Below are 23,718 nucleotides of genomic sequence, written 5' to 3'. Positions count from 1 at the left end.
AGAAGGGCTGTTATATTTAGGGAAACAAGTAAGGAAATGGTTTGCTTATTCGACTATACTAAGCGATTAGAAAGGAGTTATATGACGAGAAGAATGTTGCAATGGATTGCATTTGCTATCGCTATTTTGCCTTCGTCCGGTTTTTTAGTAATTGCGATGATCAGCGGAATGCATGTATCAAGAGACGCAATGAAAGATTTCTCGCTTATCTTTTATGCAATCTCGATTATCATACTCTTGGTTTCTCTTCTCTTCCCTAAGAAAGTTGGTAAACAATGAAACTTAACTACACTTCTCTCTGCTGTTTCTTATCAGGTATATCCGGCTTTGTCGGCCTTGCAACCCAATCTGTCTATCCGTTGTTTTTAAGCACGGCATTCCTTTTACTCGCTGGCTATCCGTTTGGAAAACAGCGGCAAACCATCACACGTAGCAAAGGAGAAACTTGATTTGAAAAACTATACACCGAGCTTTATGATCTTATCGAGCGCAGCCCTTGCCTTTGGACTTGGCTTCAAATCGATCGTGCCTTACGCAATGTTGATCGGCATCGGTCTGCATACGATTTTCCTTCTGTGCGCCGCCTACTCGTTAGGCAAATATCGGGCCCACGCCTCACCACTCGACTCATAACGCCATGACCCTTGCTGTCACGGCGTTTTTTCTTGTCATGCAAGTCCTTATGTTGGATGATGCTCTTTTAGAAGGGCGCTTGAATCAATCCGTTTAATCATTCCTCCATCTAGCGTACCGGAAATTCGTCTGCGATGTCCCGTAAGCCTTTTAGAAAGCGCTCAACGTTCAACACGGACGTCTCAAACTCGAACCTCAACTCTTCCGTATCGTCCCCGAGCGGATGCTCCAGATGGCCTCGTACGCCCACCTCGTCTCCGTCGCCATCTCTTCTCGTCAACGTCAAACTGACAAACGGTTCCGTCGGCTCGAACTCGACTTCCTGCACGTCACCCGCTACGAACGACTCAAATACTGGTATGTAGTGCGCGACGAGCAAACTATCAAGCATGATGTCATCGAACGTGATGCGGTGGTCCGGTGCGTGAAACCCGATCCAATTGCGGTGCCACGCCGCGTCATGGACGTTGTCGGCGTCAGGATAAGCGTACGCGTAGCTCTCAATCGTCACATCAATCGTTTCGTCGCGCGACATCAGTTTTGTGATCGCCATTACTTTTCTTCCTTCCGCAACGAATAGCCGTCAATCTCTAAGAGGCGCATCCGCTTCTGGTCGATTGCCGCATGGACGATGACGATCACCCCAGGATTGAGTTCCATCATCTTTTTGATTTTCGTCAAATCGTCCCCTTTGATTTCGACCGGTAAGACGAACTCGCCTTCCTTCAAATGAATGAACTTGATTTTGCCTTTGTCGTCGTAGCCTGTCACTTCGTACGTCGCATATTCGCGTTTCATCAACATTTCCCCCTCTTTTGAGTCGAGCTCGATCCCCATCTCGCGAATCGCTCGTTCCCGCTTGATGCGGTCATCGCGCCGAAACACGCCTTTGATTCCGAAGACGAGCAAAAAACAAGATAAGAAGACAACGGCAACGTCCCGATACACCACACCGTACAACATCCCAAAGATGAACCCGTTGAGCGTCCACATGAAAAGCGCTGTCGTCCAACGGTCTTCGGCGCGTTCTTCGTCTGTTCGATAGTCCAACGCCATCGTCGCTCCTCCTCCCTACTTCATACGTTCCCCCCTTGAATAAGTTCCACACAAAAACAGCCAATCCCCGTAGCGGCAGGGACTGGCTGTTTTGTTGGTTACGCTTCGACGCTGTCGGCGTGACCTGCTTTATGCTGTTCGATGACACCGGCGTACCATTTCGCACTATCTTTCCAGACGCGCTCTTGCGTCTCGAAGTCGATGTAGAGAATGCCGAAACGCTTCTCGTAACCGAAGCTCCATTCGAAGTTGTCCATGAGCGACCAGAGGTAATATCCGGCGATGTTCATGCCTTCGTCGTTCAAGTCAGATACGGCTGTGAGGTGCTTTTTGACGTAGTCGATGCGTTTATCGTCATGGACTTCGCCGTTCTCAAGCACGTCGTCATACGCTGCGCCGTTTTCTGTGATGATGATTGGAAGATCTGTGTACTCGTTACGTAAGCGACGGATCAGGTCTTTGAATTCGTTCGGGGCGATATCCCAGCCCATGCCCGTCTTGTCGTAATCGGAGTAAGCGGCGACTGTCATGAAGTCGTTCGCTGCGCTGAACTCGACGAGTCCGCGACTGTAGAAGTTGATGCCAAAGAAATCGCACTCTGTCGAGATTGTCTCCATGTCACCTGGTTTGATGAAGTCGTACGAGTGAACGTATTTCGAGAACAAGTTCATCATGTCGACCGGATACTGGCCTTTGAAGACCGGATCGAGGAACCAACGATTCGAGTACCCGTCCGAGTTGTTCTGAGCGAGTTTGTCGTTCGCAGAGTTCGTCTTCGCGTACACCGGTGATAAGTTGAGCGTGATGCCGATCGGTGTCGTCGACTTCATGTCGTTCTTGAGCAATTCAACTGCTTTACCGTGTGACAGCAACATGTGGTGCACGGCGCGGACCGCTTCGTTCATGTCACGATGTCCCGGTGCGTGAACACCGACATGGTAGCCGAGGAAGCCGGCACACCATGGTTCGTTGTGCGTGATCCATGAGTCGACGATGCCGTCGAGCTCATCGAAACACACTTTCGCGTACTCGAGGAACCAGTCGACCGAGTCGCGGTTCACCCAGCCGCCTGCTTCATGGGCCCACATCGGGAGGTCCCAATGGTAGAGCGTGACGGCTGGCTTGATGCCTTCTTCACGGAGACGCGTCGCAAGCGTCTTGTAGAATTCCATACCGGCCGGGTTGAACTCACCTTTGGCCGGGAAGATGCGTGGCCAGGCGATCGAGAAGCGATATGTGTCAACGCCGAGCTTTTTGATGTGCTGAATGTCTTCTTCATAACGGTGGTAGTGGTCGCAAGCGACGTCACCGTTATGCTTTTCGAACACACGTCCGTCGATGTCACAGAACATGTCCCAGATCGACGGCGTACGCCCGCCTTCGTTGTGGGCGCCTTCGATTTGATAAGACGAAGTTGCCGTTCCGAAGACGAAGTCTTTGTTAAACTGCATAGTCAATTCCTCTTTTCTGTCTAGTTATTCTTTGACCGCACCAGCCGAGATACTGCTGACGATGTATTTCGACAAGAACAAGAAGGCGATCATGATCGGCACGACTGAAATCGCGATACCGAGGTAAAGGGCGCCGAGGTTTTCGGCGACTTGCGAACCTTTCAAGAAGCCCATGAGTACCGGCAACGTGTACTTCTCTGGTGAGAACAAGAGCACGAGCGGCATCAAGTAGTTGTTCCACGAGCCGATGAACGTGAAGATCGACATCGTCGCAACAGCTGGCATCATCATCGGAAGCGCGATCGTATGGAAGATGCGAAGCTCGCTCGCTCCATCGATCCGCGCTGCTTCGATCATACTGACGTGCAGCGTCGCTTGCGTGTACTGGCGGATGAAGAAGACGACGAACGGACTCGCGATCGACGGGATGATGAGCGGGATGAACGAATCGAGAATCCCGAGCGTCTTGCTGATCTCGTAGAAACCGATGAGTCCGAGTTGTCCCGGGACCATCATCATGACGAGCATGAAGATGAAGAGTACGTTTTTCCCTTTGAAGTCGTAGAATGCAAATCCGAACGCAGTCATGGCTGAGAAGTAACCCGAGAGTAACGTCACGAGCACCGCAACAATCAAACTGTTTTTAAATCCGGTCCAAATGTTGATGTAGTCGCTCAAGATCGCATAGTTATCGAGCAGTGATGTCCCTGGGATGAGCGAGAAACCGGTCATGATTTCTCCGTTCGTCCGTGTCGCGTTGACGAGCATCATGAGGAACGGGATGAAACAGATAATCGTCAAGATAATCAAGGCCGTATAGATCAATCCACGGCTAAACCGTTTCTTTTTGACCTTGTTTTTTGGTGGCTCCACGCGGAGAGGTTTCTCCTCGCGCGGCGGCTGTACTTCGCTGTCGGCGAGCATACGCCGTGATTCTGCATTTTGTTCCATTGGTTATGCTCCCTTCTGCGCAGCGCGCTCTTTACGGAACATGCCTTTGAAGACGACCGCCGAGAAGACGAGCGTGATCAAGAACAAGCCGTAAGCAACCGCTGATGCATAGCCGTAGTTGTTATACTTGAATGCTTGGTTGTACAAGTAAAGCACCATCGTGTTCAGTGATCCATCTGGCGCACCGACTCCATCCGTCAACAAGAGCGGAAGGTCGAACAGTTGCAGGCCACCGATGAGCGATGTGATCATGATATACAAGAGAATCGGTTTAAGCAGTGGCACCGTGACGTTCGTGAACATCTGCCAACGGTTCGCGCCATCGATATGAGCAGCTTCGAAGAAATCTTGCGAGATCCCCGATACACCGGCCATGACGATGATGAACGAGTGACCGAACCACATCCATGTCAAAATGAGTGAGACGGACAGTTGTGCCGTCACCGGTTGCGATAACCAATTGATTGGGTCTGAGATGATGCCGAGTTTCAAGAGCATCATGTTGAGTGATCCGTGCTGCCAGTCAAGCAAGATTCCAAACAAGAGTGCGACCGAACTGATCGTGATCAAGTTAGGAAGATAGAAGAATGAACGGAAGAACGCGAGGCCCTTCAATTTCAAACGAAGATCTGAGAACAAGAGCGCGAGAGCCAGTGCGAGACCGATTTGCAAGGCAAAGTTTATTCCCCAAATCTTAATCGTATTGACGAACGCCTCGATGAAGTATGTGTCTGTCAACAAACGCGCGTAGTTCGCGAAACCGACGACCTCTTCACCCGGGCTGCCGGTATAGTTGGTGAAACTGTAGTACAGGGTCAAGAAGACCGGGTAGATACTGAATGTCAAAAAGACGACCCAAAATGGGGCAATAAAGGCATAGCCGTAACGGTCTAGTTTTTTCACGTCGTGTTACTCCTTCCATAGCAACCCTTAAGGGGGGAAATCCCCCCACGGGTTAGCTTGCTTCAGTCAACTGTAATGTCTGGGTAAGCGTTCTTCGCTTGTTTTTTGAACTCTGCGATTGCTTCGTCTTTCGACTTCTTGCCTTCAACGTATTGGAGGACAGACGCGCCGTAGAGTGTGTCGAGCTGCTGGTCGTATTTCGTTACGATCCCTGGTGTGATTTTATCAGCTTGGTCGAGGAAGAACTCATAGTTGTTCTGTCCGCCGAGGAACTCGTCGCTGAAATCGTCTTTGATCTTATCTGTGACCGGTTTGTAAGAAAGAACGTCACCAGTCTCTTCAGCCCAACCTGTCAAGAACTCTTCGTCTTGCGTCATGAGTTTAACGAAGTCGTATGCTGCTTCTTTGTTTTTCGATCCTTCGTAAACTCCGAGCCATGTGCCGCCCCAGAAGTACGGGCTTGGACCGTTCGTGACTGCCCAGTCACCAGCTGTATCTTTCGCGCTGTCTTTCAAGACGCTGTGGAGACCCCATGTTGGGAGGACGTACGAGAAGACTTGTGTTTCAACTTCTTTGCCGCCTTCTTTAACTTTGATCGGTTTAGACATACCTTCGAACCAAGATGGTGACCATTCTGGAGCGAGTGCCGTGTATTGTTTCTCACGAAGCTCTTTCGCGTAGTCCATGTAGTCGATCTTGTCTTGTGTCAAGACGAGTTCGTTCTTGTCGTTTACCCATGCTTCAGGGTTTGCGCCTTGTGAGAACCAACGAATTGCGCCTTCATCTGGGAACATACGATAGCCTTTTTGTTTCATCTTCTCAGCAACTTCGAAGACGCCGTCCATCGAGCTCATCATGTTTCCGATTTCAGTCGGATCATCCGTGCCGAGCACTTCTTTCGCTAGGCTACGTTTGTAGTAGACACCACCTGGAGTCGTTTGCCATGAAAGGGCGCGCACGTTGCCTTCTTGATCTTTCCCGAGGTCAAAGACGTATGGGATGTAGTCGTCCGCGATTTCATTTACATTGTATGGCTCGTCTGAAAGGTTTTCCCAGTAGCCTGCGTCAACCCATTGCTTAAGGAACGCGATTTCCCCAGTGAATACGTCCGGTGCCCCAACGCCGCTTTCAAGTGCTGGCTTGAGTTTTGTCGGATAGTCAGCGATTGGAACGATTGTCAATTCTACTTTGACGCCGTTGCGCTCTTCGTACGTTTTGATTGGTTCTTTGAGCTCATCTGTGAACGACCAAACTTTTAGAACGTCGTCTTTAGAAGCTGTTTCAGAACCTGAAGTTTCTTCGTCGTTTGAGCACGCGCCCAAGACGCCGACTGATAGTGCTCCGATTGAAAGTAAGCTGACTAATTTTTTACGCATGTGTGAACCCATCCTTTTAATGTTTTTTAGAAAGCGTTTGCAAGAAGAGGTAATAATTTGTCGAAAGCGCTTTCGGTAATGTCGAAATAAAATATCGAAAGCGATTTCGATTTTTTGAGAATGACTTTCGAAATCGCGCTCTTCCCTCTATCCGGTTAAAGGGGAGAGAGCGACTTCGAAATATCATCGGGACTACTCTACTTTTTGACCGGTGCGCATGACAAGCGTTCGATCAATTTGACCGGAATGACGCGACGTTCTGTGAGTCGTTCTTTAGCGGTCATCTGTTCAATCAACAACTCGGCCGCTGCTTCGCCGATCTCGTCCGTATCTTGACGAATCGTCGTCAGCTTCGGCGTGATGTACTTGATCATGTCGATGTCATCGTAACCGATGATCGAGATGTCTTCCGGTACCCGGAGACCGTGCTCATGGACGGCTTCAATCGCACCAATCGCCATCTGGTCACCCGCGACGAATACTGCGGTCGGAGGGGTTTCGAGCTGGAGAAGCTTCTCCATCGCTTGTTTACCTTCTTCGACTGAAAAGAATCCGGCGTTGATCAAATAACCTGGTTCAATTGGAAGATCGAGTGCCTGCATGGCGAGCTCGTACCCTTTGATTCGGGTCGCACCGGCGTCAATCGTTCTGTCACCGGCGATATGTGCGATCTTGCGATGACCGAGCTCGTACAAGTGGTTCACGGCTAGACGTGCACCCGCGATATTGTCCGAATAGACGACGCTACAATCCGCGCTGTCCATATCGACGACGACGATCGGGATGTCGCTTTGCATGAGTTCTTGAACTTGCTCATCCATCCGGTCCGAGCAGATGACGACGATGCCGTCAACGGCGCGGTGTTTGAAGTGTTCGAGATAACTCATGTCACGGTTGCGGAGGTTCCTTGAGGCAAACATCAAATCGTAGCCTTGTTCCTCTGTCGCGTGACGGAAACTCTCAATGATTCCGTTGAAGAACGGGTGTTTCATCCCGACTTCGTTCGCTTCCGAGAACATGACTCCGATCGCCCACGACTTCTTCGTCGATAACGACTGGGCGTGCGCGTTCGGCAGATAGTCCATCTCGGCGGCAGCTTTTAAAATTTTGGCTCTCGTCTTTTCGTTTACGTCCTTGTAGTTGTTCAACGCTTTAGAGACGGTCGTGATCGAAAAGCCGGTTTTCTTTGCTAAATCATAGATCGTACCCATGTCAGTCTCCTCTTCCCGAAAGCGCTTTCGGTAACTTGATTGTAGCGCATGAATTTGTAGGAATCAATTCTTTTTCGTGGAATATTTTGAGATTTATTTTTGTGACGTCTTTCTTCTATATAACAGCAACAAGAAAGTTTTTGTCGTCAATGTGTCCGTGTATACAACCAGACAAGATTCGTAAATTTTTGTACCTCGGTCTCGCCGGTCACACCTTTGAACAAACGTTGGAACGGCTTGAGCAATTGCTCGATGACAATTTTCCGAAGCCGCTCTTGATGCAGTTCATACGTGATCGCCTCAAATAAATCCCCTTGTTCTTCCGTCATCAGCACATGCTTTTGGATCCGCTCTGCCATTTTGAGCAACTCTTCTTTCGTGACCAAGTTTTTATCCGTCGTCCCCCGCATTTGATCGACCGTGACCGGGTTCAAAATATGTTCGCCCGTCTCGACCATCCGTGCCGCCATCAGCTCGACGTACGCATACAGGTTGCGAATGAGCTGTTGGATCGAGTAGGCCGTGTTGGTGATGCGAAGTGTGAATAGCACGTGTTGCAACATCCCGTTGAATAGAATCGTCAATTCGATCGAATACGGACGAATCGCTTCGCCGATAATTTCCGTCAGGCGCATGGCGAGCCACTCGATCTCATAGACGCGGTGCTGCAAGACGAGTTTTTTCAGTTCGGGTTCGTTTGCCGACATGATCGACTCGAACAAGGCGTACAGATTACGTTCCTCATTTAACTGAATGAGAATCGAGATCTGCTCAATGAATACGTCTTTATCGCGCTTGTCCCGTCCCATCTGCATCTCGATGCGACGCTGGCCGGCGTCATAGCGCAAGTTCTCAAGGATGTTGGCGACACAGTCCGTTTTCGAGGCGAAGTAGTTGTAGAAAGTCCCTTTCGAGATGTTGGCTCGCTCGATGATTTCTTGGACCGACGTCTGCTGTACCCCATTCTCGATGAACAACGTCATGGCGACGTCCGCGACTTTTCGTTTCTTATCTTTCATATACTGATTACTCCGTTCTGTTTGATTTGTATCCTAAGTATAGCATTTTAAACTCACGGTACAAAATTGTTGATTTATTTGTACAACGGGTATAAAATCATGTCATCGACACTTACTAGTATATAACTATTTATAAAATAAAGGAGCAGTCCAGATGAAACCAGAATTCCAAAAGAAACCGCCGTATCTCATGCTCGCGGTCTTGTTCGTCGGGGCATTCATCGCCTTCTTGAACAACTCATTACTTAACGTCGCGCTCCCATCGATCATGGTCGATTTGGACATCGCCGACTACTCGACCGTCCAATGGCTCGCGACCGGCTTCATGCTCGTGACAGGTGTCCTCGTCCCGGCATCGGCCTACTTGATCACCCGCTTTTCGAACCGAGCGCTCTTCATCACCTCGATGGCAATCTTCACTCTCGGGACGGCGATTGCCGCCTTCTCCCCAACGTTCGGCTGGTTGCTCTCAGGCCGGATGATCCAAGCGGTCGGGGCTTCGACGATGGGACCACTGCTCATGAACGTCATGCTCGTCAGCTTCCCGCGTGAGAAGCGCGGAACGGCGATGGGGATTTTCGGGCTCGTCATGATCACGGCACCAGCGATTGGTCCGACACTGTCGGGCTATATCGTCGAGTATTATAACTGGCGTGTCTTGTTTGAGATGATTCTTCCACTCGCCATCATAGGACTTGGACTCGCGATTTGGAAAGCCGAGAACGTCATGGTGCAAAACAAAGACCAATCGCTCGACTACTTGTCGCTCGTCTTATCGACGCTCGGCTTCGGCGGAATTTTATACGGCGTCAGTTCGGCCAGTTCGGACGGTTGGGATAACCCGATCGTCTTGACGACGATGATCGTCGGCCTCGTCGCACTTATCGCGTTCGTCGTCCGCCAGCTCAACATGGAAAAACCGCTCCTCGACTTACGGGCGTATAAATATCCGATGTTCGCCCTCGCGTCGATCATCGCGATGGTTAACGCGGTCGCCATGTTCTCAGGGATGATCTTGACGCCGGCCTACGTTCAAAGCGTCCGCGGCATCTCACCGCTCGACTCAGGACTGATGCTGTTGCCAGGTGCCATCATCATGGGGATCATGTCACCAATCACGGGGAAACTGTTCGATAAGTTCGGGCCGAAGCTCCTCTCGATCACCGGTCTCACGATCACGGCGATCTCGACGTATATGCTCGCCAACGTCCAGCTCGACTCGACGTATACGTATATCGTGACGACGTACACACTTCGTATGTTCGGAATGTCGATGGTGATGATGCCTATTTTAACAAACGGTCTCAACCAATTGCCGACGAGCCTTAACCCACACGGCACGGCCATCAACAACACGGCACAACAAGTGTCCGGTGCGATTGGAACGGCTATTTTGGTGACAATTATGAACTCAGTGACGCGGACTGAAGCCGAGTCACTCATGACCGGCGTCGACCCGTCGACACTCACTGAGAGCGCAATGGGTGTGATGACGCAGCAAGCGCTACTGTCAGGGATTCAAGTATCGTTTTATGTTGCGTTAGTCATGAACATTTTGGCGCTCATCTTGGCGTTCTTTGTGAAACGGGTCGATGTTCGAAAACTCGATTTCAAGGAAGAAGAGCAAGAGCTCAAAAAAGCGAATTAAGTTATACGAAAAGCCGCCCTGTTCTCACAGGACGGCTTTCTTTGCGTGCTATTTCACTCGCTTCACCGTCACATACTCTTTCAACAAAAAGTTGATGCGATCGACTTCATACGGCTCAACTTCTTTTCCTAACTCAATCATTTCTTCATGTTGCGGATGGTTCGGATCATTTAAAATCTCTTGCAGGTGTATGTTTCCAGCCATGCCACCGATGTCCTCGAACGGCGTCTCGCCCTCCCACTCCGTCACCAACGGATGCGGGTGCGGATAATCGGCGATGACTTTCTCCAGAGTCAGTTCATGTTGCCAATCGTCCCCATAGTCGTACGTGTAGTAGAGTGTTTGATGGGACTCGATGATACTCGGGAGCTTCACGTTTTTCATGTCCCGGACCGTTACTTGCTTGAACCGTTCCAATAGGTTCGTTTCAAATTCGCTCAGCTTTGACTGAGCCTTTAAATACGCGAGACGATCTTTGTGTTCATACACTTCTTCAGGATTTAACACGAAGCGGAACGTCGGGTTACGTAAATCGTCCTCGAATTTTGCCAAATGTGAATCTTCCCACCACATGACGAGTTGAATCGCGTCATGAAGCCGTTTGAAATTCGTCTCGGCCGGGATGATGAACCGGCGCCATACAGGGGTCGGACTCCCCAGCAATTTAATCTGGAATTGATATGCTGTAAACATGTGGTACCGCCTCTCTAAATCGATTGTTCTCGAACATCTGCCCGTCTAGGTTGCTCCGGGTCAAGCAACCGAATTTGTTGCTCATAATACCACTGCACCACATACTGACCTGCGACTGCAACTATAAAAAATAAGCCGAGGAGTGGGCGACCTAATAGAACCATGACAAATAAAATCAAGCTGGGTAACATCATGAACAAAAATGTCCACATATACTGACGACTAATCAATCGCTTGACGTTCGCCTCAGGCGCCATACTCCGCGCAAACTGACTCTCCTTATAATGGAGCCATCCCGTCACAACGATAGACAAGATAACCCCAATTCCGAGCCCGATATAAAACTGTCCGATTTGATATGCGAGTATAAACGTCAAAACGAGTAATAGAGCGAGACTAATTTGAGAACGATTTCGTTTCTGTTGATGCCGTTTTAGCGCTATGGCACGTGCTTGTTTATCCATTCCCCTCACCTCAATTCTAATCTACGACACAAATTTGGATTATGTTCCCTTTTTAGCTAAAATTAATGATTGCGACTCTGAATAATATGGTATTATCTGTATAGTTTATTCAATCGAATCGGAGGATGTCTTGATGAAAAAAGTGCTCGCGTTTGGCTTAGCTATGATCTTGATTTTAACTTCATGCTTCACCTTCGAAACAGCGGTCGAGGCCGCGCCAAAGAAAGAGAATCGTGCTATTATGGGAGCATCGACTTTAACTCCTCAACAGATGGCAGACTACGTGAAAGCGAAAAATCCTAGAACCGTCCGCCTTCATGGCGTGACAGTCGAAGAGCTCGCCAAACTGTTCGTCATCATCGGCGCAAAAGAAGGCGTCCGCGGGGACGTCGCCTTTGCCCAAGCATTGAAAGAGACAGGTTACTTCCGCTACGGCGGGGACGTCCTCCCGAAGCAGCACAATTACTCAGGGATCGGCACAGTCGGTAACGGGGTCAAAGGGCATTTCTTCCGCTCACCGCACCAAGGCGTAACAGCACAGATTCAACATTTGAAAGCATATGCTTCTAAAGAAGCGTTAAACTCGACCCGCGTCGACCCGCGCTTCCATTATGTGAAACGAGGCTCTGCGACGACTTGGCCGGCCTTGCATCGTAAATGGGCGATGCAACCGTCGGGCAATTATGGGACGGACATCCTCTCGATCTATCGGGAGATGGGACGGACCCAAATCCGGGTCGCCAAAAAATGAACGAATGATCATGACTTATAGGGGTGAACGATAGTGACTTGCAATCAAGTACGGTTATTCAGCGGACTCACGCTTCTCGTAACGGGCGTCGTCTTGCTACTTAAACGCTAACAAGCATTCAGAGCATCTGCTCGGATGCTTTTTTTTATTCATGTAGTAAAATGAAGCGACGAGATCGCATGCCGGCTTGACCGTCGATAAGGAGGAACATCACATGTCAACTTGGGATCAACGTTTTGATACGGATGAGTATGTCTATGGAGAAGAACCAAATGAGTTCGTGAAGCAACAAGCGCACTTGTTCAAAAAAGGAATGACCGTTCTCGCAATCGCCGAGGGAGAAGGCAGAAATGCCGTTTGGCTCGCGGAGCAAGGACTCCACGTCGAAATGTGGGACTATTCGCAAGTCGGGTTAGACAAAGCCACACGTTTGGCCGAACGTCGCGGCGTGACGCTGCAAACCCGTCTCGTCGATTTGGCTGAAGCGAACTGGCCTGAACAGGCTTACGATGTCGTTTTATGTATATACGGTCATTTCCCGAAAGAAGTGAAAGCGGCTGTCTTTACCGGGATTGAACGCGCATTGAAGCCAGGAGGCTACTTCGTGACAGAAGTGTATAGTGAAGAGCAACTCGCTTATGGGACGGGCGGACCAAAAGAAAAGGCGCTCTTATACACAACGCATGATTTCTCCAGTTTCACCGACTCACTCAACACGTGCCACTTGTTTGAAGGTGTTGTGGAACGACACGAGGGAAAACTTCATCAAGGTACATCCGCGATCATTCAATACATCGGTCAAAAACGCACAAACGCCGAATCTAGCGAAAGCTGATTCGGTGTTTGTGTCTATCGACAACTGTTTACATACGAAGCGTAAAGCGCGCCCGAAAACAAATACGCCCTGCTTCCGGTGAACACACCGTAAGCGTCCCCTCATGAAGCAACATGATTTGACGTGCGATCGATAACCCGAGCCCGTCGCCTGGTGTCTCACCTCGTGATGCATCGACACGGTACGTCCGGTCGAACAATTGATCCATCGCATCGATTGTCTGTTGTGCCGTCCCGTTACAGAGTTGCCATTCAACCACTGTTTCCTGTTGCACGAGTGTCAGTTCAATCGGGTTTTCATCCGTCGCATATTTTAACGCATTCGACATCAAATTCTGAAAGACACGGATAAGTTGCTCTTGGTCAGCTTCCACATAAACATCCGGTTGAACGTTCACAGTTAAACGGTGTCCCTTTTCAGCAAACAACGGTTGTAGTTCGTGAACCAATTGGCTTGTCAACAAGCTGATATTCAAGCGATGTTTCGATAACGTCACTTGTGAGGAATACAATCGATTCACATCCATCAGTTGATCGAGAAGGTGTTCGAGCTGTGCCGTTTTTTCATGTAATACGTTGAAGTGACTTTGCTCTTGATCTGTCCATTCCCGTTCAGTGTGTAGCAGCTGGACATAACCGCGAACGCTTGTCAGCGGGGTGCGCAAATCATGGGACAAGTTGGAGAACAGTTGGTTCCGTTCTTCCTCATGCGCCCGCTCTTTCTCGAACAATTGATGCAACTGCCTCGACATTTGGTTGACGCTCTCTGCAAGCGTAGCGAGTTCATCTCGTCCCGTCACTTCAACGGTTCGTCCAAGATCTCCGTTTGCGATTTGTTCAATCTCATTTGATAAATCCGTGATTTTTTGCAGCGTCTTTCGCATCATTAATGAAAAGCCAATCACAAAAATGATAATTGTAATAAATGTCACGCTTAAGAAAGCAAGATTATAAATCAACGGATCAGGCGTGGTCTCGTTCTGAATATAATACAAGCTAATCGAGTAGCCCATGATTAAAAATACGATTGTGGCGATAAGTGCGTTGATTAATATAATTCCGATTAATTTAACGAGTAACCGGTCCCATTGTCGTTTTTTCATAGGCGGTATCCCACGCCCCATACCGTTTTAATGTACGAAGGTTTCCGCGGCGTCTCTTCAATCTTCTCACGAATTTTCGTGATATGGACCATGACCGTATTGTCGACCTCGAACGCATCTTCGCCCCAAACCGCCTCATAAATCTGTTCGACCGTCAGCACTTGATTCGGATGACGCATGAAGTAGGCGAGGATATCAAATTCTTTCGGTGTCAGCCGAATCGAAGTGTCCCCTTTCGTGCATTGTCTTGTTTGAATATCGAGTGTGACGTCATCAAAGATGAGTACACCGGACTGGGCCGACTGGTCAGCACCGTAGTCCCGGTAGCGTCGAAGTAGCGACTTCACGCGAAGTGTCACCTCGAGCGGATTGAACGGCTTCTTCATATAATCGTCTGCGCCAATCGAGATGCCTTGCATCAAATCCAAATCACTTGTCTTTGCTGTCAGCATGAGGATTGGCATGAACTGCGTCTTGCGAATTTCAATACAGGCCTCGATGCCGTCCATGACGGGCATCATCCAATCAAGGATGAGTAAATCGATGGCTTCGTGTGCGACGACGTCGAGCACTTCTTGACCCGTCTTTGCAAATCGCAAGGCGTATCCTTCGTTTTTTAAATAAATGGCGAGCAACTCGCGGATTGCCTCATCGTCATCGGCAATCAGAATTGTCGGTTGTGGACGCATTCTCTTCCCCCTCACATCGTGCAATACGTGTTGACAGACGAACTTGGAATTCATCTTTTTAAACTAGCGTAGCATCTTTTACATTTCGCATACACTTTCGCCTGTGAAACGGCAAAAACATGCAGACTCATGTTTTAGTTATTACCTATATGAAGTGTATCGAGCGCATCACAACGCATTCTGTCGAACTTCTTAACATTTCTTAAGACTCCGCTAAACACTTCTTACGCTTATCGCTCCATACTAGACGTTAGAAGGAGTGACTCGATTGGAAACAATACTTACACAATACGTGGTGCTCGCAATCGGCATCATGTTTACCCCGTTGTCCGATGACGTCTTGATGGTCACCCATTTGACGATTACAGCCGTGATGACAGTTCCCGAATGGATCGTGTTCATATCCACTTGGATGGTCTTCACGTTTGCCTTTAGTTGGTTTTATTTGATTGGCCGCGGATTGAATCGATTCATCCCAACTTCAAAGCGTGATTCACGTTATTTAAAACGAGCCGAGGCGCTGTATGCACGATACGGAGCACGCGTCATTCTTGTCTCCTATTTTATTCCCGGTTTGCGCCACCCGATTCACTATGTCGCCGGATTCACCTCGTTGTCGTTTCGAACGTATACGTTTTATAACGTCTTATCTGCGCTTGGCTATACCGGTGCGTGGTTCACCGTGATTCAGTTAGCTGAACGCGTCCCAATTTTTCATCAAGCGAAAGATTGGGTCATGTCCCTTTAACGGCCGCCACTCACTTCATACATTCAGATTCCAAACGTATCCAAACGGGTATGTATACGGAGAAGAATTGAATGCCAACGGTTTATATGTTGAATGTGCAAAATTGCATCTTCCCCTCCTCGTCAAGGCAGGGAATCTGTCCACCGACGGCAAAGTACTTAAGAGCTGAATGTATGCAAAATAGATGTTGGAAGGAAGGCGACACGGTATATGAACAACGTGAACAAGTCTGTAATTGTGATCGGGGGAGGACTTGGCGGCTTGTCAGCGGCCATTTCTCTCGCCCAACAAGGGTATGAGGTTTCCTTATATGAAAAGAATGGCCATATCGGTGGGAAAGTGAATCGGCTCGAGCAAAACGGGTTCGGCTTCGACCTCGGTCCGTCGATTTTAACGATGCCGTACATCTTCGAAAAATTGTTCACGGCCAGCGGCAAGCGGATGGCGGACTACGTGCCGATCAAACGCCTCGACCTCGAGTGGCGCTCGTTCTTCCCGGATGGCACGGTATTAGATTTATATCGCGACCTCGACGTGATGGAGCGCGCCAATCCGACGCTGTCACATAAAGACATGGAAGAGTATCGGGCACTATTGGACTATGCCGAGCGCATCTACCATACGACCGAGAAGAGTTACTTGAAGGAAGGGTTTGAATCGCCGCTAGAAGCTGTTGCGAAAACCGGCCTGTTTTCGACGTTGTTCGGATTTGACTTAACGTCGACGATGTACGACGGGATCTCGAAACGGATCAGCAACCCGCATTTACGGACGATGCTCTCCTACTACGTCAAATACGTCGGTTCGTCTCCTTACAGCGCCCCGGCCGTGCTCAACATGATGATTTATATGCAGTACGCGCAAGGCTGCTGGTACGTCGAAGGCGGTACGCACAAATTGGCCGAAGGATTGACGAAACTCGCCGAGGAGACCGGCGTCCAAATCCATACGGGGCAAGGTGTCGTCCGTGCCCATACGATCAACGAGAAGATCACCGCCATCGAACTCGAGGACGGCCGACTCCGGTCAGCCGATTACTTCGTCTCCAACATGGAAGTCATCCCGTTCTATCAAAAGATGGTCGATGCGGATGAAGACTATGTCGACAAGCTCGTGAAAAAGTATGAACCGGCGAGTTCTGGCTTCGTGATTCATCTTGGCGTCAAAAAAGAGTATCCGGCCTTAGGCCACCACAACTTCTTCTTCTCCGAGAACTTGCACGAACAGATGGATAAGATCTTCGAGAAACACGAGCTACCGGACGACCCGACCATCTATTTGGTGAACGTCAACAAGACCGACCCGACACAAGCGCCGGCAGGACACGAGAACATTAAAATCCTGCCGCACATCCCGTACATCCAAGACGAACCGTTCACACCAGAAGAGTATGCGGCGTTTGAGGAACGCGTCCTCGATAAGCTCGAACGCATGGGCTTGGACGGGTTACGAGACAATACGGTGACGCGCGACGTCTGGACGCCTCATGACATCGAACGCACGTATGGATCGGACCGGGGCGCGATTTACGGCACCGTCGCGGATAAAAAACGGAACGGCGGCTTCAAGCATAAGAAGCAAAGCGAGCTGTACAACAACCTGTATTTCGTCGGCGGCACCGTGAACCCTGGCGGCGGCATGCCGATGGTGACACTGAGCGGTCAACAAGTGAGCGACAAGATCGCGAAGCGTGACGGCGTTAAAAACTGATCATAAAAAGGATTCGAGCCCACGCTCGAATCCTTTTTTAGTGACCACGATACTTCCCGAGCGCCCGCATATTCAATAAATAAAGCACGCCTGCGTAAACGATTAAACCGAGCACATACCCCCAGATCCCGGCAAAACCGCTCCCGTACACCATCACTTCTTTGATCGCCGTCGCCCCGTAGAAGATCGGCATGGCGTAGCTCAAATTGCCGAGCCCGTACGGAATCAAGTCGAGCGGGATCAGTCCTGAGAAGAACACTTGCGGGATGATCGTGAACGGGATCATTTGGACGACTTGGAGCTCCGAGCGGGCGAACACCGAAATCGTCGCCCCGAACAAAACGGCCGTCCCGGCCATTAAAATCATCACAAGAAATACCCAACCGATGTTCCCGAGCGACGTCAGCCCGAGCACGTAAATCGTATAGAGCACGATGAAGACGGACTGCACGACCGCGAAGACGCCATAGCCGAGCGTATACCCTAAAATGACTTGTCCGCGTTTGATCGGGGTCATGAGCAAGCGCTCGAGCGTGCCCCCGCTCCGCTCTTTGACGAGTGCCATCGCCGACAAGATGAAGACGAAGAAGAACGAGAACAGCGACAAGAACACGTAGCCGAACGAATCAAACGTCGACTGTCCTTCTTCTCCGTATACGTAATTCATCTCGATATCGGCTGCCGGATTGAGCGCCGACAACGCCGCTTGGATCTCACGCACCGCTTTCGACGATTTCGTCGACGGTTCGCGCAACGTGATCATGGTACCCGCCTGTCCCGCTTCGAAAACGGCATCGACGTCTTTATTGTCTTCCAAATAAGCAACCGGCTCCTCGACCGTATCGAGTCGCACGTCGAGCGTCTCGGCTTCAAACGCGTCGACGAGCTGCTGCTGGGCGGCCTCATCAAGCACGACGACCGGCACGTAATCCGAGTCGCCGAGCAAGAAGTAGACGAGCGTGAGGATGAGGAGCGGGGCGATCAAAATCAAGGCGACGCTCCGCTTGTCGTTCAACGTCTGAAAGATGACCCGTTTCGCCAAGTTACGCATCGTGCTTCGCCTCCTCTCGTCCGGCAATGAGGAACAGTTCCTCGACGCGTCCGTTCTCGGTCTGCTCGAGCAAGTGCGTCACCGTGTCATAGGCGATCAAGCGCCCGTTGTAGATGAGCGCGGCCCGGTCACACTCGAGCACCTCGTCCATGACGTGGGTCGAGACGATGATCGTCGTCCCACCGGCTCGAATCGTTTGAAACTGATCCCAAATCTGGCGGCGCAAAATCGGGTCGATCCCGACCGTCGGCTCGTCTAAAAACAAGACGTCCGGTTGATGGAGGATGGCGATGGCGAGCGACAACCGCTTCTTCATCCCGCCCGAATAGTTACGGACGAGCTTTCTCCGGTCAGCCGACAAGTCGACGAGGGCGAGCACGTCGTCGATGCGCTGTTTGAGCGCCGCCTTGCCGAGCTTATAAATCGAGCCGAAAAACTCGAGGTTCGCCTCACCCGACAAATCGTCGTACAGTCCATCGTTTTGCGGCATGAACCCGATCTTATGAAGCATGTTCATGTTCGGCATCACCGTCTCGCCGACTCGAATCGATCCTTTGTCTGCCGCCAATGCGCCGATCATCAAACGGATGAGCGTCGTCTTCCCTGACCCAGACGGTCCTAAGAGACAACAAATGTCTCCCGAGTTGATCGTGAAGCCGATATGATCGATGGCCAGTTGGTCACCGAACGATTTACTGACGTCGTTCAGTTGAATATTCATATTGGACTCCCTCCCGATGTCTGCCTCGTGTACACTGGACTAAAAGACACCGTGTTGGTTTATACGTTCAGTATAGTCCGCGCTCGAACGGCCAACAATCATCAATCTCGGTCACAGTGTCGTTTTTCCGACAGACGGCGACAATGTGTTGGATAAAGGAGAAAAAATATGGAACAGACAGACTTACGGGTCGTCCGGACGAAGCAGTTGATCAAACAGGCGTTGCTCGAATTGATTGAAGAACAAGGATTTGAAGCAGTCACGGTGAAGGCGCTCACGGAACGCGCCGGCATCAACCGGGGTACGTTCTATAGCCACTATGTGGATAAGTACGATCTCATGGAGAAATCGATTGAAACGATCTTTCATGAGGCCGAAACAAAACTCATCAAAAATTTGCCGAACGTCTTTGGCAATCAGCAAGGCTCCGCTCCCCATCAGTTGCTCGTCCCGTTTATCCGGTTCATCGAGCAAAATAAGATTTTGATGAAACCGCTCCTTGGTCCGAACGGCGATCCGCAGTTTCAGGCGAGACTCCGCGCCTACATGTACACGGCGCTGTTCCACCGTTCCCCGACCGTTTTGTTTGACGAGACGCAGTCTCTCGTCCCGCCCGATTATTTAGTCTCCTATATCTCGTCGGCACATATGGGCGTCATTTATGAGTGGCTCTATAATGACCGAACTGAAACGGTAGAAGACATCGCGCGCATCATCTATACGATCACGTTTGAAGGACCGCTCGTGGCGGGCGGGTTGAAGTCATAAAAACACACGCCGAGGCTTTCTGGCGTGTGTCTGCTTAGGCATGGATATGAATTTCAATCCGTTCATCTGCCAAACGGTTGAGCTGTTGCGCGCTATTGTTAAACGCCTCTCCTATCCATTGGACACGATACAGGATGCGCTCCCCATCTTCCGTTTCGACCGTGATGTGGGTAATGTCACGGTGCCGTCCGATTCGTTCAAACGGTAACCATGGCTCGTAGCCATTTCCGTGATTTTCTTGATTTGCCTCAGCACGTAGGACGAGTGAGACGTCGTTAACCATCTTGATGGACTCGTACCCTGTCGTTTCTGAGTAAGTCATACCATCTTTTAGATCACTGATTCGAAACGACTCGATTACATCCATCGGGAATGAGGCGCCTTCTAAGTTTTCAAAAGTGAGATGGATTGATTGGATTTTCATGCAGGGTTTCTTCCTTTCGCTCATGAATTGGTAGAGATAGCCTTAGTGTATTCGATTTACTCAACGATGGGTGACACATTTATGTGTGAGGTGGAAACAAAGAAGGGAGGATTCTCATGTCGTTTTGGGAAAGACACCGCTTCAAGTTTTATACAGCTGGTATGGTCATCTGTGGCTGTTTAGTCGGTATGTTTTCATAAGAAAACCCAGCCTCTGACGAATCAGAAGCTGGGTTTTAGTCTTCCATCCAGCGATAGACAACCATAAAACCAATCCACGTTGCACAAAACGTCAGAACGATGTTAATCAGTTGCCACATTCCATCTGTGAGGTGCATTTATTTATCTCCTTTGACATCGTTACCGATTCATCTGAAGAATCTCGTTCACATCGTAGGTGTACATCGAATCGACTTCAAACACGTCGGTCCCTTCCATTCCTCGAGTGAAAAGCATCTCATCGTCTTCTCCGACCCAAACGTTCACCATCGCTTCCATCGTCGATTCAGACAAATTGTTGACGGTGATGACGTAGTCCGGGAGCCCTTCAACTTCTTCTTGAGACAGCGGACTCGTTTCAATCAGTTCAAGGAACCGCGCAATCTCTGCCTCATCGCTAAGTACGTCACCTGAATAAACGATTGTACTCTCATCTACATACGTCCCGACGACGAGTTCGCGCCCATTCTCGCTACATGCGTTTAAAAACAGCAGGAACACAATCAGAAAAAAGACTAGTTTTCGTCTCACGCGTCTTCACATCCCTTTGATTAGTTAAACCGATTCTTCGACGCATCGCGATGCGCCGTCCGCAACTCATGGTTCGTCACATGCTCCGGGTCAATCAGTTCAAGCTTCCGGTTCACCCAGACCGATAAGAAAATGAACGGGATGAACAAGGCGAGAAGCATTCCCGCGAAGACGAGGAGTGAGCCTTCAATCGACCAGGCGATGGCGATAAAGATACCGAGCAAGATGACATTCGCGAGCGCGATCCCGAATTCGAGACGGACGAACTTTTGATAGCGCGCCTCGTCGTTAAAGGTGAGCAGTAAGTTCATCCGGTGCCAGGCCCGATATAGACTCGGCAACTGGGTCGCCATGATGATGACGGCGAACGTCGCCACTTTAATGTCTTGCGTGAAGATGAAGTAAAAGGCGATCCCTAAAATTGCGAACGTGAGCAAAAGTGCCGTCCGGTTCACGTTGCGGTCGTTCTCGACCATTTGTTTTAATCGTTCATTTTTATTAACCATACTGAGTACTCCCATCATGATGACTTTCGTTTTTCACGTTCGATTTGTGCCTCGCCGAGTTCAGTCCCTGTCACATGGTTCGGATCAATCTCTTTTAACTCGCGATCGATTCGAAATCGAAATGCCAAAAACGTGATGAGGCCGACGATGATGACGACCGCGAATGTAAGTAGCGTGATCCAGCCTAGCATTGTACTCGCGACCAATAATAGAAGAAATACAAGGTTTCCGACGGCCAATCCGAACTCGGACCGTACTTTCTGTTGGTAGCGAGCATCCTCGTTGAAGGTGAGCAACAATTTCATCCGATGCCACCCTTTATATAGCGCAGGGAGCTGTCCGGCCAAGATAATTGGCAACAATAAGAGGACGTCCGTCACCCAAAAATAAACGATGAACAACGCCAGGAAGCCGAGCATCGGATACCACGTTTGTTTTTGTCGCTTTCGGTCGTTCTCAATCATGCGTTCAAGTCTTATGTTATGGTCAACCATCAAATCCTCCTAGCAAAATCGTTATTATCCCGTCGCTTTCTTCACTTCAGTCGTCTTTGTTTACGCAATTCTTGATGTGTAACGTGTTCTGCGTCAACTTCTTTTAAGCGGCGATCAACCCACGATGCTACATATATATACGGCAAAATGATTAACGTACCGAGCCATGAATAGGTGATGCTCTGATTTACTTGTATGACCCCATTCCATATAAATATAGTGAGTCCAACAATCGTTAGAAATACCCCCAAAAATTCAAGTTGGACATAACGTTGATACGTTTCATTTGAATTAAAACGGAGTAGTAGCTTCATCCGCACCCAACCCCACAATAAAAGTACGGCATAAACGAATAAAAAGGCCGCGAACACTTGAACGTTCGTCAACGTATGCCGACTATGAAGATAGAATGAGCTTAAGATGATGACGGCGACTAGCAGACCAAACAAACGAATCGATACTTGTTCAAGTCGCATCAATTGAAGCAAGCGATTTGTATGCTCGACCATCACTTCTCGTCCCATTTCCGTTTCATCTGCTCCCGCTTCGTCAACCCGAACAGACTGTCGACGACGTGCTCGTCATCGATGCGGAGCAATCGTTTGTCGATCAACGTCGCAGTCAATAAATGGACGACCAATATGCTGGCAAGTATGCTGCTGAGCATCGATAGTTCAAAGAAGTTTAATTCATATCCTACCATTAAACCGAACATGCCCCATAACATCGCGATGTCCCCAATCCCTTTTACTCGAATCAATCCTTGATACGCACGATTGTCATTGAACGACAGCTGCGTGCGCGTCTTTCTCCATGACATATAGCTAAACGGCACCGCAATAGTCGTGACAAACAGAAACATCGCACTATGAGTTAGCGAAAAATTCCCATAAAACCATAGTCCTGCGGCTAAACCAATCAGACCGATTCGAAGCGCCGTGCCCATGCTAGACTGCTTTTCAGTCAATCCATATAGTTCTTCAGTCCGTTCTTTCCGTGTAATCATCCAATCTCCCCCTTTGAAACCAAATCCATCCATGACGCGTATATACAACTAGCATACCAATTATTAGGAGGGATTTCGATGGATATCCTCATTTTAGCCGTCTTGCTCGGCGTCGTCGGTTTTATTGTGACTCGTCCCTATACTTTATATCCGTCATCGTTCGAGGAACGCTCACTCATTCAACCGAACGCCTCGCACACGACAAAATGCCCGCATTGCCAAACCGTCGTGAGACGGCAGGAACACGGGCAAACTTGTACAAATTGCCATAAATCATTCTGAAGATCAACCTACTTGTTTTACCTGCTGGCGCGCGGTCATTTTCTTCCCACTCAACTGGAACAACAGCACCCCGCCGACGATCAAGACGATGCCAAGCGCCGTCTTCCACGTGAACGGAATCGCCTCAAGTCCGAACCAGCCGAGCGTATCCCACAGCAAGGCGAACAAGATTTGCGACACCATGACAATCGAGATGGCGTAACTCGGACCGAGCTGCTGGACGCTTTGCGTCACGCTCATGACGACACCGACACCGATGATGCCGCTGAACCAGTACCACGTCTCCATGTCACGTAAATCAAACAAACCGCCGCCTTCACTGATCAATCCGATGAAGAGAGAGGCGAGAAAACCAAGTGCGAGGACGAGCGTCGTCGTCGCCCAGGCCCCGACCCGTTGTTTCACGTTGGCGTTGAACGTATTCTGTACACAGACGAGCATGCCGCCCATGACCGCGAGCATCATTCCAAGTGCCAT

General features: G+C 49.6%; 30 protein-coding genes. 9 read left to right on the top strand and 21 right to left on the bottom strand.

What is annotated here, in order from left to right:
* The first annotated feature begins 93 nt into the window (after positions 1-93).
* Both EVJ28_RS11835 and EVJ28_RS11830 read left to right on the top strand, forming a co-directional pair.
* The gene (locus EVJ28_RS11835) at positions 94-279 is read left to right on the top strand and encodes a hypothetical protein (RefSeq protein ID WP_141737249.1); all 186 of its coding nucleotides are present in this window, start codon (positions 94-96) and stop codon (positions 277-279) included.
* Positions 280-450: 171 nt separating this feature from the next.
* Complete coding sequence (locus tag EVJ28_RS11830) at positions 451-633, top strand: hypothetical protein (protein WP_131489103.1); 183 nt, start codon at positions 451-453, stop codon at positions 631-633.
* Between the two features lie 109 nt (positions 634-742).
* Here the strand turns inward: EVJ28_RS11830 and EVJ28_RS11825 are convergent, their stop codons facing one another.
* The 8 genes from EVJ28_RS11825 to EVJ28_RS11790 all read right to left on the bottom strand — a co-directional run bounded on the left by EVJ28_RS11825 (position 743) and on the right by EVJ28_RS11790 (position 8,600).
* Entirely contained in the window at positions 743-1,186 is a 444-nt protein-coding gene (locus EVJ28_RS11825) for a WapI family immunity protein (protein WP_131489101.1), read from the bottom strand.
* On the bottom strand, positions 1,186-1,689 hold the full coding sequence (locus tag EVJ28_RS11820) for a hypothetical protein (protein WP_131468146.1): 504 nt from the start codon (positions 1,687-1,689) through the stop codon (positions 1,186-1,188). The genes EVJ28_RS11825 and EVJ28_RS11820 overlap by 1 nt, the downstream gene beginning before the upstream one ends.
* A gap of 98 nt (positions 1,690-1,787) precedes the next feature.
* A complete protein-coding gene (locus EVJ28_RS11815; protein ID WP_131489100.1) occupies positions 1,788-3,140 on the bottom strand; it encodes a GH1 family beta-glucosidase in 1,353 nt (450 codons plus the stop codon).
* Between the two features lie 24 nt (positions 3,141-3,164).
* Entirely contained in the window at positions 3,165-4,091 is a 927-nt protein-coding gene (locus EVJ28_RS11810; RefSeq protein ID WP_201738355.1) for a carbohydrate ABC transporter permease, read from the bottom strand.
* A gap of 3 nt (positions 4,092-4,094) precedes the next feature.
* On the bottom strand, positions 4,095-4,994 hold the full coding sequence (locus EVJ28_RS11805) for a carbohydrate ABC transporter permease (RefSeq protein ID WP_131458938.1): 900 nt from the start codon (positions 4,992-4,994) through the stop codon (positions 4,095-4,097).
* 62 nt (positions 4,995-5,056) lie between these two features.
* On the bottom strand, positions 5,057-6,370 hold the full coding sequence (locus tag EVJ28_RS11800) for an ABC transporter substrate-binding protein (protein WP_236634147.1): 1,314 nt from the start codon (positions 6,368-6,370) through the stop codon (positions 5,057-5,059).
* A 197-nt stretch (positions 6,371-6,567) separates the two neighbouring features.
* On the bottom strand, positions 6,568-7,581 hold the full coding sequence (locus EVJ28_RS11795; protein WP_131458942.1) for a LacI family DNA-binding transcriptional regulator: 1,014 nt from the start codon (positions 7,579-7,581) through the stop codon (positions 6,568-6,570).
* Positions 7,582-7,727: 146 nt separating this feature from the next.
* Entirely contained in the window at positions 7,728-8,600 is an 873-nt protein-coding gene (locus tag EVJ28_RS11790) for a TetR/AcrR family transcriptional regulator (RefSeq protein ID WP_131489098.1), read from the bottom strand.
* Between the two features lie 154 nt (positions 8,601-8,754).
* Here EVJ28_RS11790 and EVJ28_RS11785 point away from each other — a divergent pair, with 154 nt between their 5' ends.
* Complete coding sequence (locus EVJ28_RS11785; RefSeq protein WP_131489095.1) at positions 8,755-10,248, top strand: DHA2 family efflux MFS transporter permease subunit; 1,494 nt, start codon at positions 8,755-8,757, stop codon at positions 10,246-10,248.
* Positions 10,249-10,296: 48 nt separating this feature from the next.
* On the opposite strand, the gene EVJ28_RS11780 is transcribed toward EVJ28_RS11785, so the two are convergent.
* Entirely contained in the window at positions 10,297-10,941 is a 645-nt protein-coding gene (locus tag EVJ28_RS11780; protein WP_131458946.1) for a plasmid pRiA4b ORF-3 family protein, read from the bottom strand.
* Between the two features lie 14 nt (positions 10,942-10,955).
* Entirely contained in the window at positions 10,956-11,318 is a 363-nt protein-coding gene (locus tag EVJ28_RS11775; protein ID WP_161566984.1) for a hypothetical protein, read from the bottom strand.
* 220 nt (positions 11,319-11,538) lie between these two features.
* Between EVJ28_RS11775 and EVJ28_RS11770 the strand changes: the two genes are divergently transcribed.
* Positions 11,539-12,156 carry a glucosaminidase domain-containing protein gene (locus tag EVJ28_RS11770; RefSeq protein ID WP_131458949.1) on the top strand — a complete coding sequence of 206 codons (618 nt, stop codon included), beginning with the start codon at positions 11,539-11,541 and terminating at the stop codon, positions 12,154-12,156.
* A gap of 214 nt (positions 12,157-12,370) precedes the next feature.
* Positions 12,371-12,991 carry an SAM-dependent methyltransferase gene (locus EVJ28_RS11765; protein ID WP_131468162.1) on the top strand — a complete coding sequence of 207 codons (621 nt, stop codon included), beginning with the start codon at positions 12,371-12,373 and terminating at the stop codon, positions 12,989-12,991.
* A gap of 28 nt (positions 12,992-13,019) precedes the next feature.
* On the opposite strand, the gene EVJ28_RS11760 is transcribed toward EVJ28_RS11765, so the two are convergent.
* Together EVJ28_RS11760 and EVJ28_RS11755 are read right to left on the bottom strand one after the other, a co-directional pair.
* Positions 13,020-14,093, bottom strand: coding sequence for a HAMP domain-containing sensor histidine kinase (locus tag EVJ28_RS11760; protein WP_161566983.1), 1,074 nt, complete (start codon positions 14,091-14,093; stop codon positions 13,020-13,022).
* Positions 14,090-14,782 carry a response regulator transcription factor gene (locus tag EVJ28_RS11755; protein WP_071398959.1) on the bottom strand — a complete coding sequence of 231 codons (693 nt, stop codon included), beginning with the start codon at positions 14,780-14,782 and terminating at the stop codon, positions 14,090-14,092. Before EVJ28_RS11755 ends, EVJ28_RS11760 begins: the two co-directional genes overlap by 4 nt.
* 268 nt (positions 14,783-15,050) lie before the next feature.
* Here EVJ28_RS11755 and EVJ28_RS11750 point away from each other — a divergent pair, with 268 nt between their 5' ends.
* Together EVJ28_RS11750 and EVJ28_RS11745 are read left to right on the top strand one after the other, a co-directional pair.
* The gene (locus tag EVJ28_RS11750; RefSeq protein WP_131470294.1) at positions 15,051-15,530 is read left to right on the top strand and encodes a DedA family protein; all 480 of its coding nucleotides are present in this window, start codon (positions 15,051-15,053) and stop codon (positions 15,528-15,530) included.
* 210 nt (positions 15,531-15,740) lie between these two features.
* Positions 15,741-17,240, top strand: a complete 1,500-nt coding sequence (locus EVJ28_RS11745; RefSeq protein WP_131468168.1) for a phytoene desaturase family protein — start codon at positions 15,741-15,743, stop codon at positions 17,238-17,240.
* Between the two features lie 37 nt (positions 17,241-17,277).
* Here the strand turns inward: EVJ28_RS11745 and EVJ28_RS11740 are convergent, their stop codons facing one another.
* Together EVJ28_RS11740 and EVJ28_RS11735 are read right to left on the bottom strand one after the other, a co-directional pair.
* Positions 17,278-18,291: an ABC transporter permease gene (locus EVJ28_RS11740; protein ID WP_131468170.1), complete on the bottom strand. Its 1,014-nt coding sequence runs from the start codon at positions 18,289-18,291 to the stop codon at positions 17,278-17,280.
* Positions 18,284-19,012, bottom strand: a complete 729-nt coding sequence (locus EVJ28_RS11735; RefSeq protein ID WP_070329064.1) for an ABC transporter ATP-binding protein — start codon at positions 19,010-19,012, stop codon at positions 18,284-18,286. The genes EVJ28_RS11740 and EVJ28_RS11735 overlap by 8 nt, the downstream gene beginning before the upstream one ends.
* A 168-nt stretch (positions 19,013-19,180) precedes the next feature.
* Between EVJ28_RS11735 and EVJ28_RS11730 the strand changes: the two genes are divergently transcribed.
* Entirely contained in the window at positions 19,181-19,780 is a 600-nt protein-coding gene (locus tag EVJ28_RS11730) for a TetR/AcrR family transcriptional regulator (RefSeq protein WP_131489093.1), read from the top strand.
* 34 nt (positions 19,781-19,814) lie between these two features.
* Here the strand turns inward: EVJ28_RS11730 and EVJ28_RS11725 are convergent, their stop codons facing one another.
* The 6 genes from EVJ28_RS11725 to EVJ28_RS11700 form a co-directional block, all read right to left on the bottom strand.
* Positions 19,815-20,204 carry a hypothetical protein gene (locus tag EVJ28_RS11725; RefSeq protein ID WP_131489091.1) on the bottom strand — a complete coding sequence of 130 codons (390 nt, stop codon included), beginning with the start codon at positions 20,202-20,204 and terminating at the stop codon, positions 19,815-19,817.
* Between the two features lie 359 nt (positions 20,205-20,563).
* Complete coding sequence (locus EVJ28_RS11720) at positions 20,564-20,953, bottom strand: hypothetical protein (RefSeq protein WP_131489089.1); 390 nt, start codon at positions 20,951-20,953, stop codon at positions 20,564-20,566.
* Positions 20,954-20,973: 20 nt separating this feature from the next.
* Positions 20,974-21,459, bottom strand: a complete 486-nt coding sequence (locus EVJ28_RS11715) for a hypothetical protein (RefSeq protein ID WP_131489087.1) — start codon at positions 21,457-21,459, stop codon at positions 20,974-20,976.
* Positions 21,460-21,473: 14 nt separating this feature from the next.
* Positions 21,474-21,953: a hypothetical protein gene (locus tag EVJ28_RS11710; RefSeq protein ID WP_131489085.1), complete on the bottom strand. Its 480-nt coding sequence runs from the start codon at positions 21,951-21,953 to the stop codon at positions 21,474-21,476.
* A 41-nt stretch (positions 21,954-21,994) separates the two neighbouring features.
* Entirely contained in the window at positions 21,995-22,477 is a 483-nt protein-coding gene (locus tag EVJ28_RS11705) for a hypothetical protein (RefSeq protein WP_131489083.1), read from the bottom strand.
* The gene (locus EVJ28_RS11700) at positions 22,462-22,959 is read right to left on the bottom strand and encodes a hypothetical protein (RefSeq protein ID WP_131489081.1); all 498 of its coding nucleotides are present in this window, start codon (positions 22,957-22,959) and stop codon (positions 22,462-22,464) included. The genes EVJ28_RS11705 and EVJ28_RS11700 overlap by 16 nt, the downstream gene beginning before the upstream one ends.
* Before the next feature lie 78 nt (positions 22,960-23,037).
* Here EVJ28_RS11700 and EVJ28_RS11695 point away from each other — a divergent pair, with 78 nt between their 5' ends.
* Complete coding sequence (locus tag EVJ28_RS11695) at positions 23,038-23,241, top strand: hypothetical protein (protein ID WP_131489079.1); 204 nt, start codon at positions 23,038-23,040, stop codon at positions 23,239-23,241.
* 3 nt (positions 23,242-23,244) lie between these two features.
* Here the strand turns inward: EVJ28_RS11695 and EVJ28_RS11690 are convergent, their stop codons facing one another.
* Positions 23,245-23,718 carry a DMT family transporter gene (locus EVJ28_RS11690; RefSeq protein WP_070329049.1) on the bottom strand — a complete coding sequence of 158 codons (474 nt, stop codon included), beginning with the start codon at positions 23,716-23,718 and terminating at the stop codon, positions 23,245-23,247.

The organism is Exiguobacterium sp. SH3S3, assembly GCF_004337115.1.
GTDB lineage: Bacteria > Bacillota > Bacilli > Exiguobacteriales > Exiguobacteriaceae > Exiguobacterium > Exiguobacterium aurantiacum_A.
The sequence above is the reverse complement of the archived record's forward strand: the minus strand, read 5'-3'. Positions and strand labels throughout refer to the sequence as shown.

Excerpts from the sequence above, each read along its gene's own strand:
- EVJ28_RS11710 (WP_131489085.1), bottom strand. The coding sequence starts at position 21,953 with ATGGTTGACCATAACATAAGACTTGAACGCATGATTGAGAACGACCGA.
- EVJ28_RS11815 (WP_131489100.1), bottom strand. The coding sequence starts at position 3,140 with ATGCAGTTTAACAAAGACTTCGTCTTCGGAACGGCAACTTCGTCTTAT.
- EVJ28_RS11730 (WP_131489093.1), top strand. The coding sequence starts at position 19,181 with ATGGAACAGACAGACTTACGGGTCGTCCGGACGAAGCAGTTGATCAAA.
- EVJ28_RS11825 (WP_131489101.1), bottom strand. The coding sequence starts at position 1,186 with ATGGCGATCACAAAACTGATGTCGCGCGACGAAACGATTGATGTGACG.
- EVJ28_RS11715 (WP_131489087.1), bottom strand. The coding sequence starts at position 21,459 with ATGGTTAATAAAAATGAACGATTAAAACAAATGGTCGAGAACGACCGC.
- EVJ28_RS11835 (WP_141737249.1), top strand. The coding sequence starts at position 94 with ATGTTGCAATGGATTGCATTTGCTATCGCTATTTTGCCTTCGTCCGGT.
- EVJ28_RS11705 (WP_131489083.1), bottom strand. The coding sequence starts at position 22,477 with ATGGGACGAGAAGTGATGGTCGAGCATACAAATCGCTTGCTTCAATTG.
- EVJ28_RS11760 (WP_161566983.1), bottom strand. The coding sequence starts at position 14,093 with ATGAAAAAACGACAATGGGACCGGTTACTCGTTAAATTAATCGGAATT.
- EVJ28_RS11735 (WP_070329064.1), bottom strand. The coding sequence starts at position 19,012 with ATGAATATTCAACTGAACGACGTCAGTAAATCGTTCGGTGACCAACTG.
- EVJ28_RS11820 (WP_131468146.1), bottom strand. The coding sequence starts at position 1,689 with ATGGCGTTGGACTATCGAACAGACGAAGAACGCGCCGAAGACCGTTGG.
- EVJ28_RS11765 (WP_131468162.1), top strand. The coding sequence starts at position 12,371 with ATGTCAACTTGGGATCAACGTTTTGATACGGATGAGTATGTCTATGGA.
- EVJ28_RS11770 (WP_131458949.1), top strand. The coding sequence starts at position 11,539 with ATGAAAAAAGTGCTCGCGTTTGGCTTAGCTATGATCTTGATTTTAACT.
- EVJ28_RS11755 (WP_071398959.1), bottom strand. The coding sequence starts at position 14,782 with ATGCGTCCACAACCGACAATTCTGATTGCCGATGACGATGAGGCAATC.
- EVJ28_RS11700 (WP_131489081.1), bottom strand. The coding sequence starts at position 22,959 with ATGATTACACGGAAAGAACGGACTGAAGAACTATATGGATTGACTGAA.
- EVJ28_RS11740 (WP_131468170.1), bottom strand. The coding sequence starts at position 18,291 with ATGCGTAACTTGGCGAAACGGGTCATCTTTCAGACGTTGAACGACAAG.
- EVJ28_RS11790 (WP_131489098.1), bottom strand. The coding sequence starts at position 8,600 with ATGAAAGATAAGAAACGAAAAGTCGCGGACGTCGCCATGACGTTGTTC.
- EVJ28_RS11695 (WP_131489079.1), top strand. The coding sequence starts at position 23,038 with ATGGATATCCTCATTTTAGCCGTCTTGCTCGGCGTCGTCGGTTTTATT.
- EVJ28_RS11745 (WP_131468168.1), top strand. The coding sequence starts at position 15,741 with ATGAACAACGTGAACAAGTCTGTAATTGTGATCGGGGGAGGACTTGGC.
- EVJ28_RS11810 (WP_201738355.1), bottom strand. The coding sequence starts at position 4,091 with ATGGAACAAAATGCAGAATCACGGCGTATGCTCGCCGACAGCGAAGTA.
- EVJ28_RS11785 (WP_131489095.1), top strand. The coding sequence starts at position 8,755 with ATGAAACCAGAATTCCAAAAGAAACCGCCGTATCTCATGCTCGCGGTC.
- EVJ28_RS11795 (WP_131458942.1), bottom strand. The coding sequence starts at position 7,581 with ATGGGTACGATCTATGATTTAGCAAAGAAAACCGGCTTTTCGATCACG.
- EVJ28_RS11690 (WP_070329049.1), bottom strand. The coding sequence starts at position 23,718 with ATGGCACTTGGAATGATGCTCGCGGTCATGGGCGGCATGCTCGTCTGT.
- EVJ28_RS11800 (WP_236634147.1), bottom strand. The coding sequence starts at position 6,370 with ATGCGTAAAAAATTAGTCAGCTTACTTTCAATCGGAGCACTATCAGTC.
- EVJ28_RS11725 (WP_131489091.1), bottom strand. The coding sequence starts at position 20,204 with ATGAAAATCCAATCAATCCATCTCACTTTTGAAAACTTAGAAGGCGCC.
- EVJ28_RS11780 (WP_131458946.1), bottom strand. The coding sequence starts at position 10,941 with ATGTTTACAGCATATCAATTCCAGATTAAATTGCTGGGGAGTCCGACC.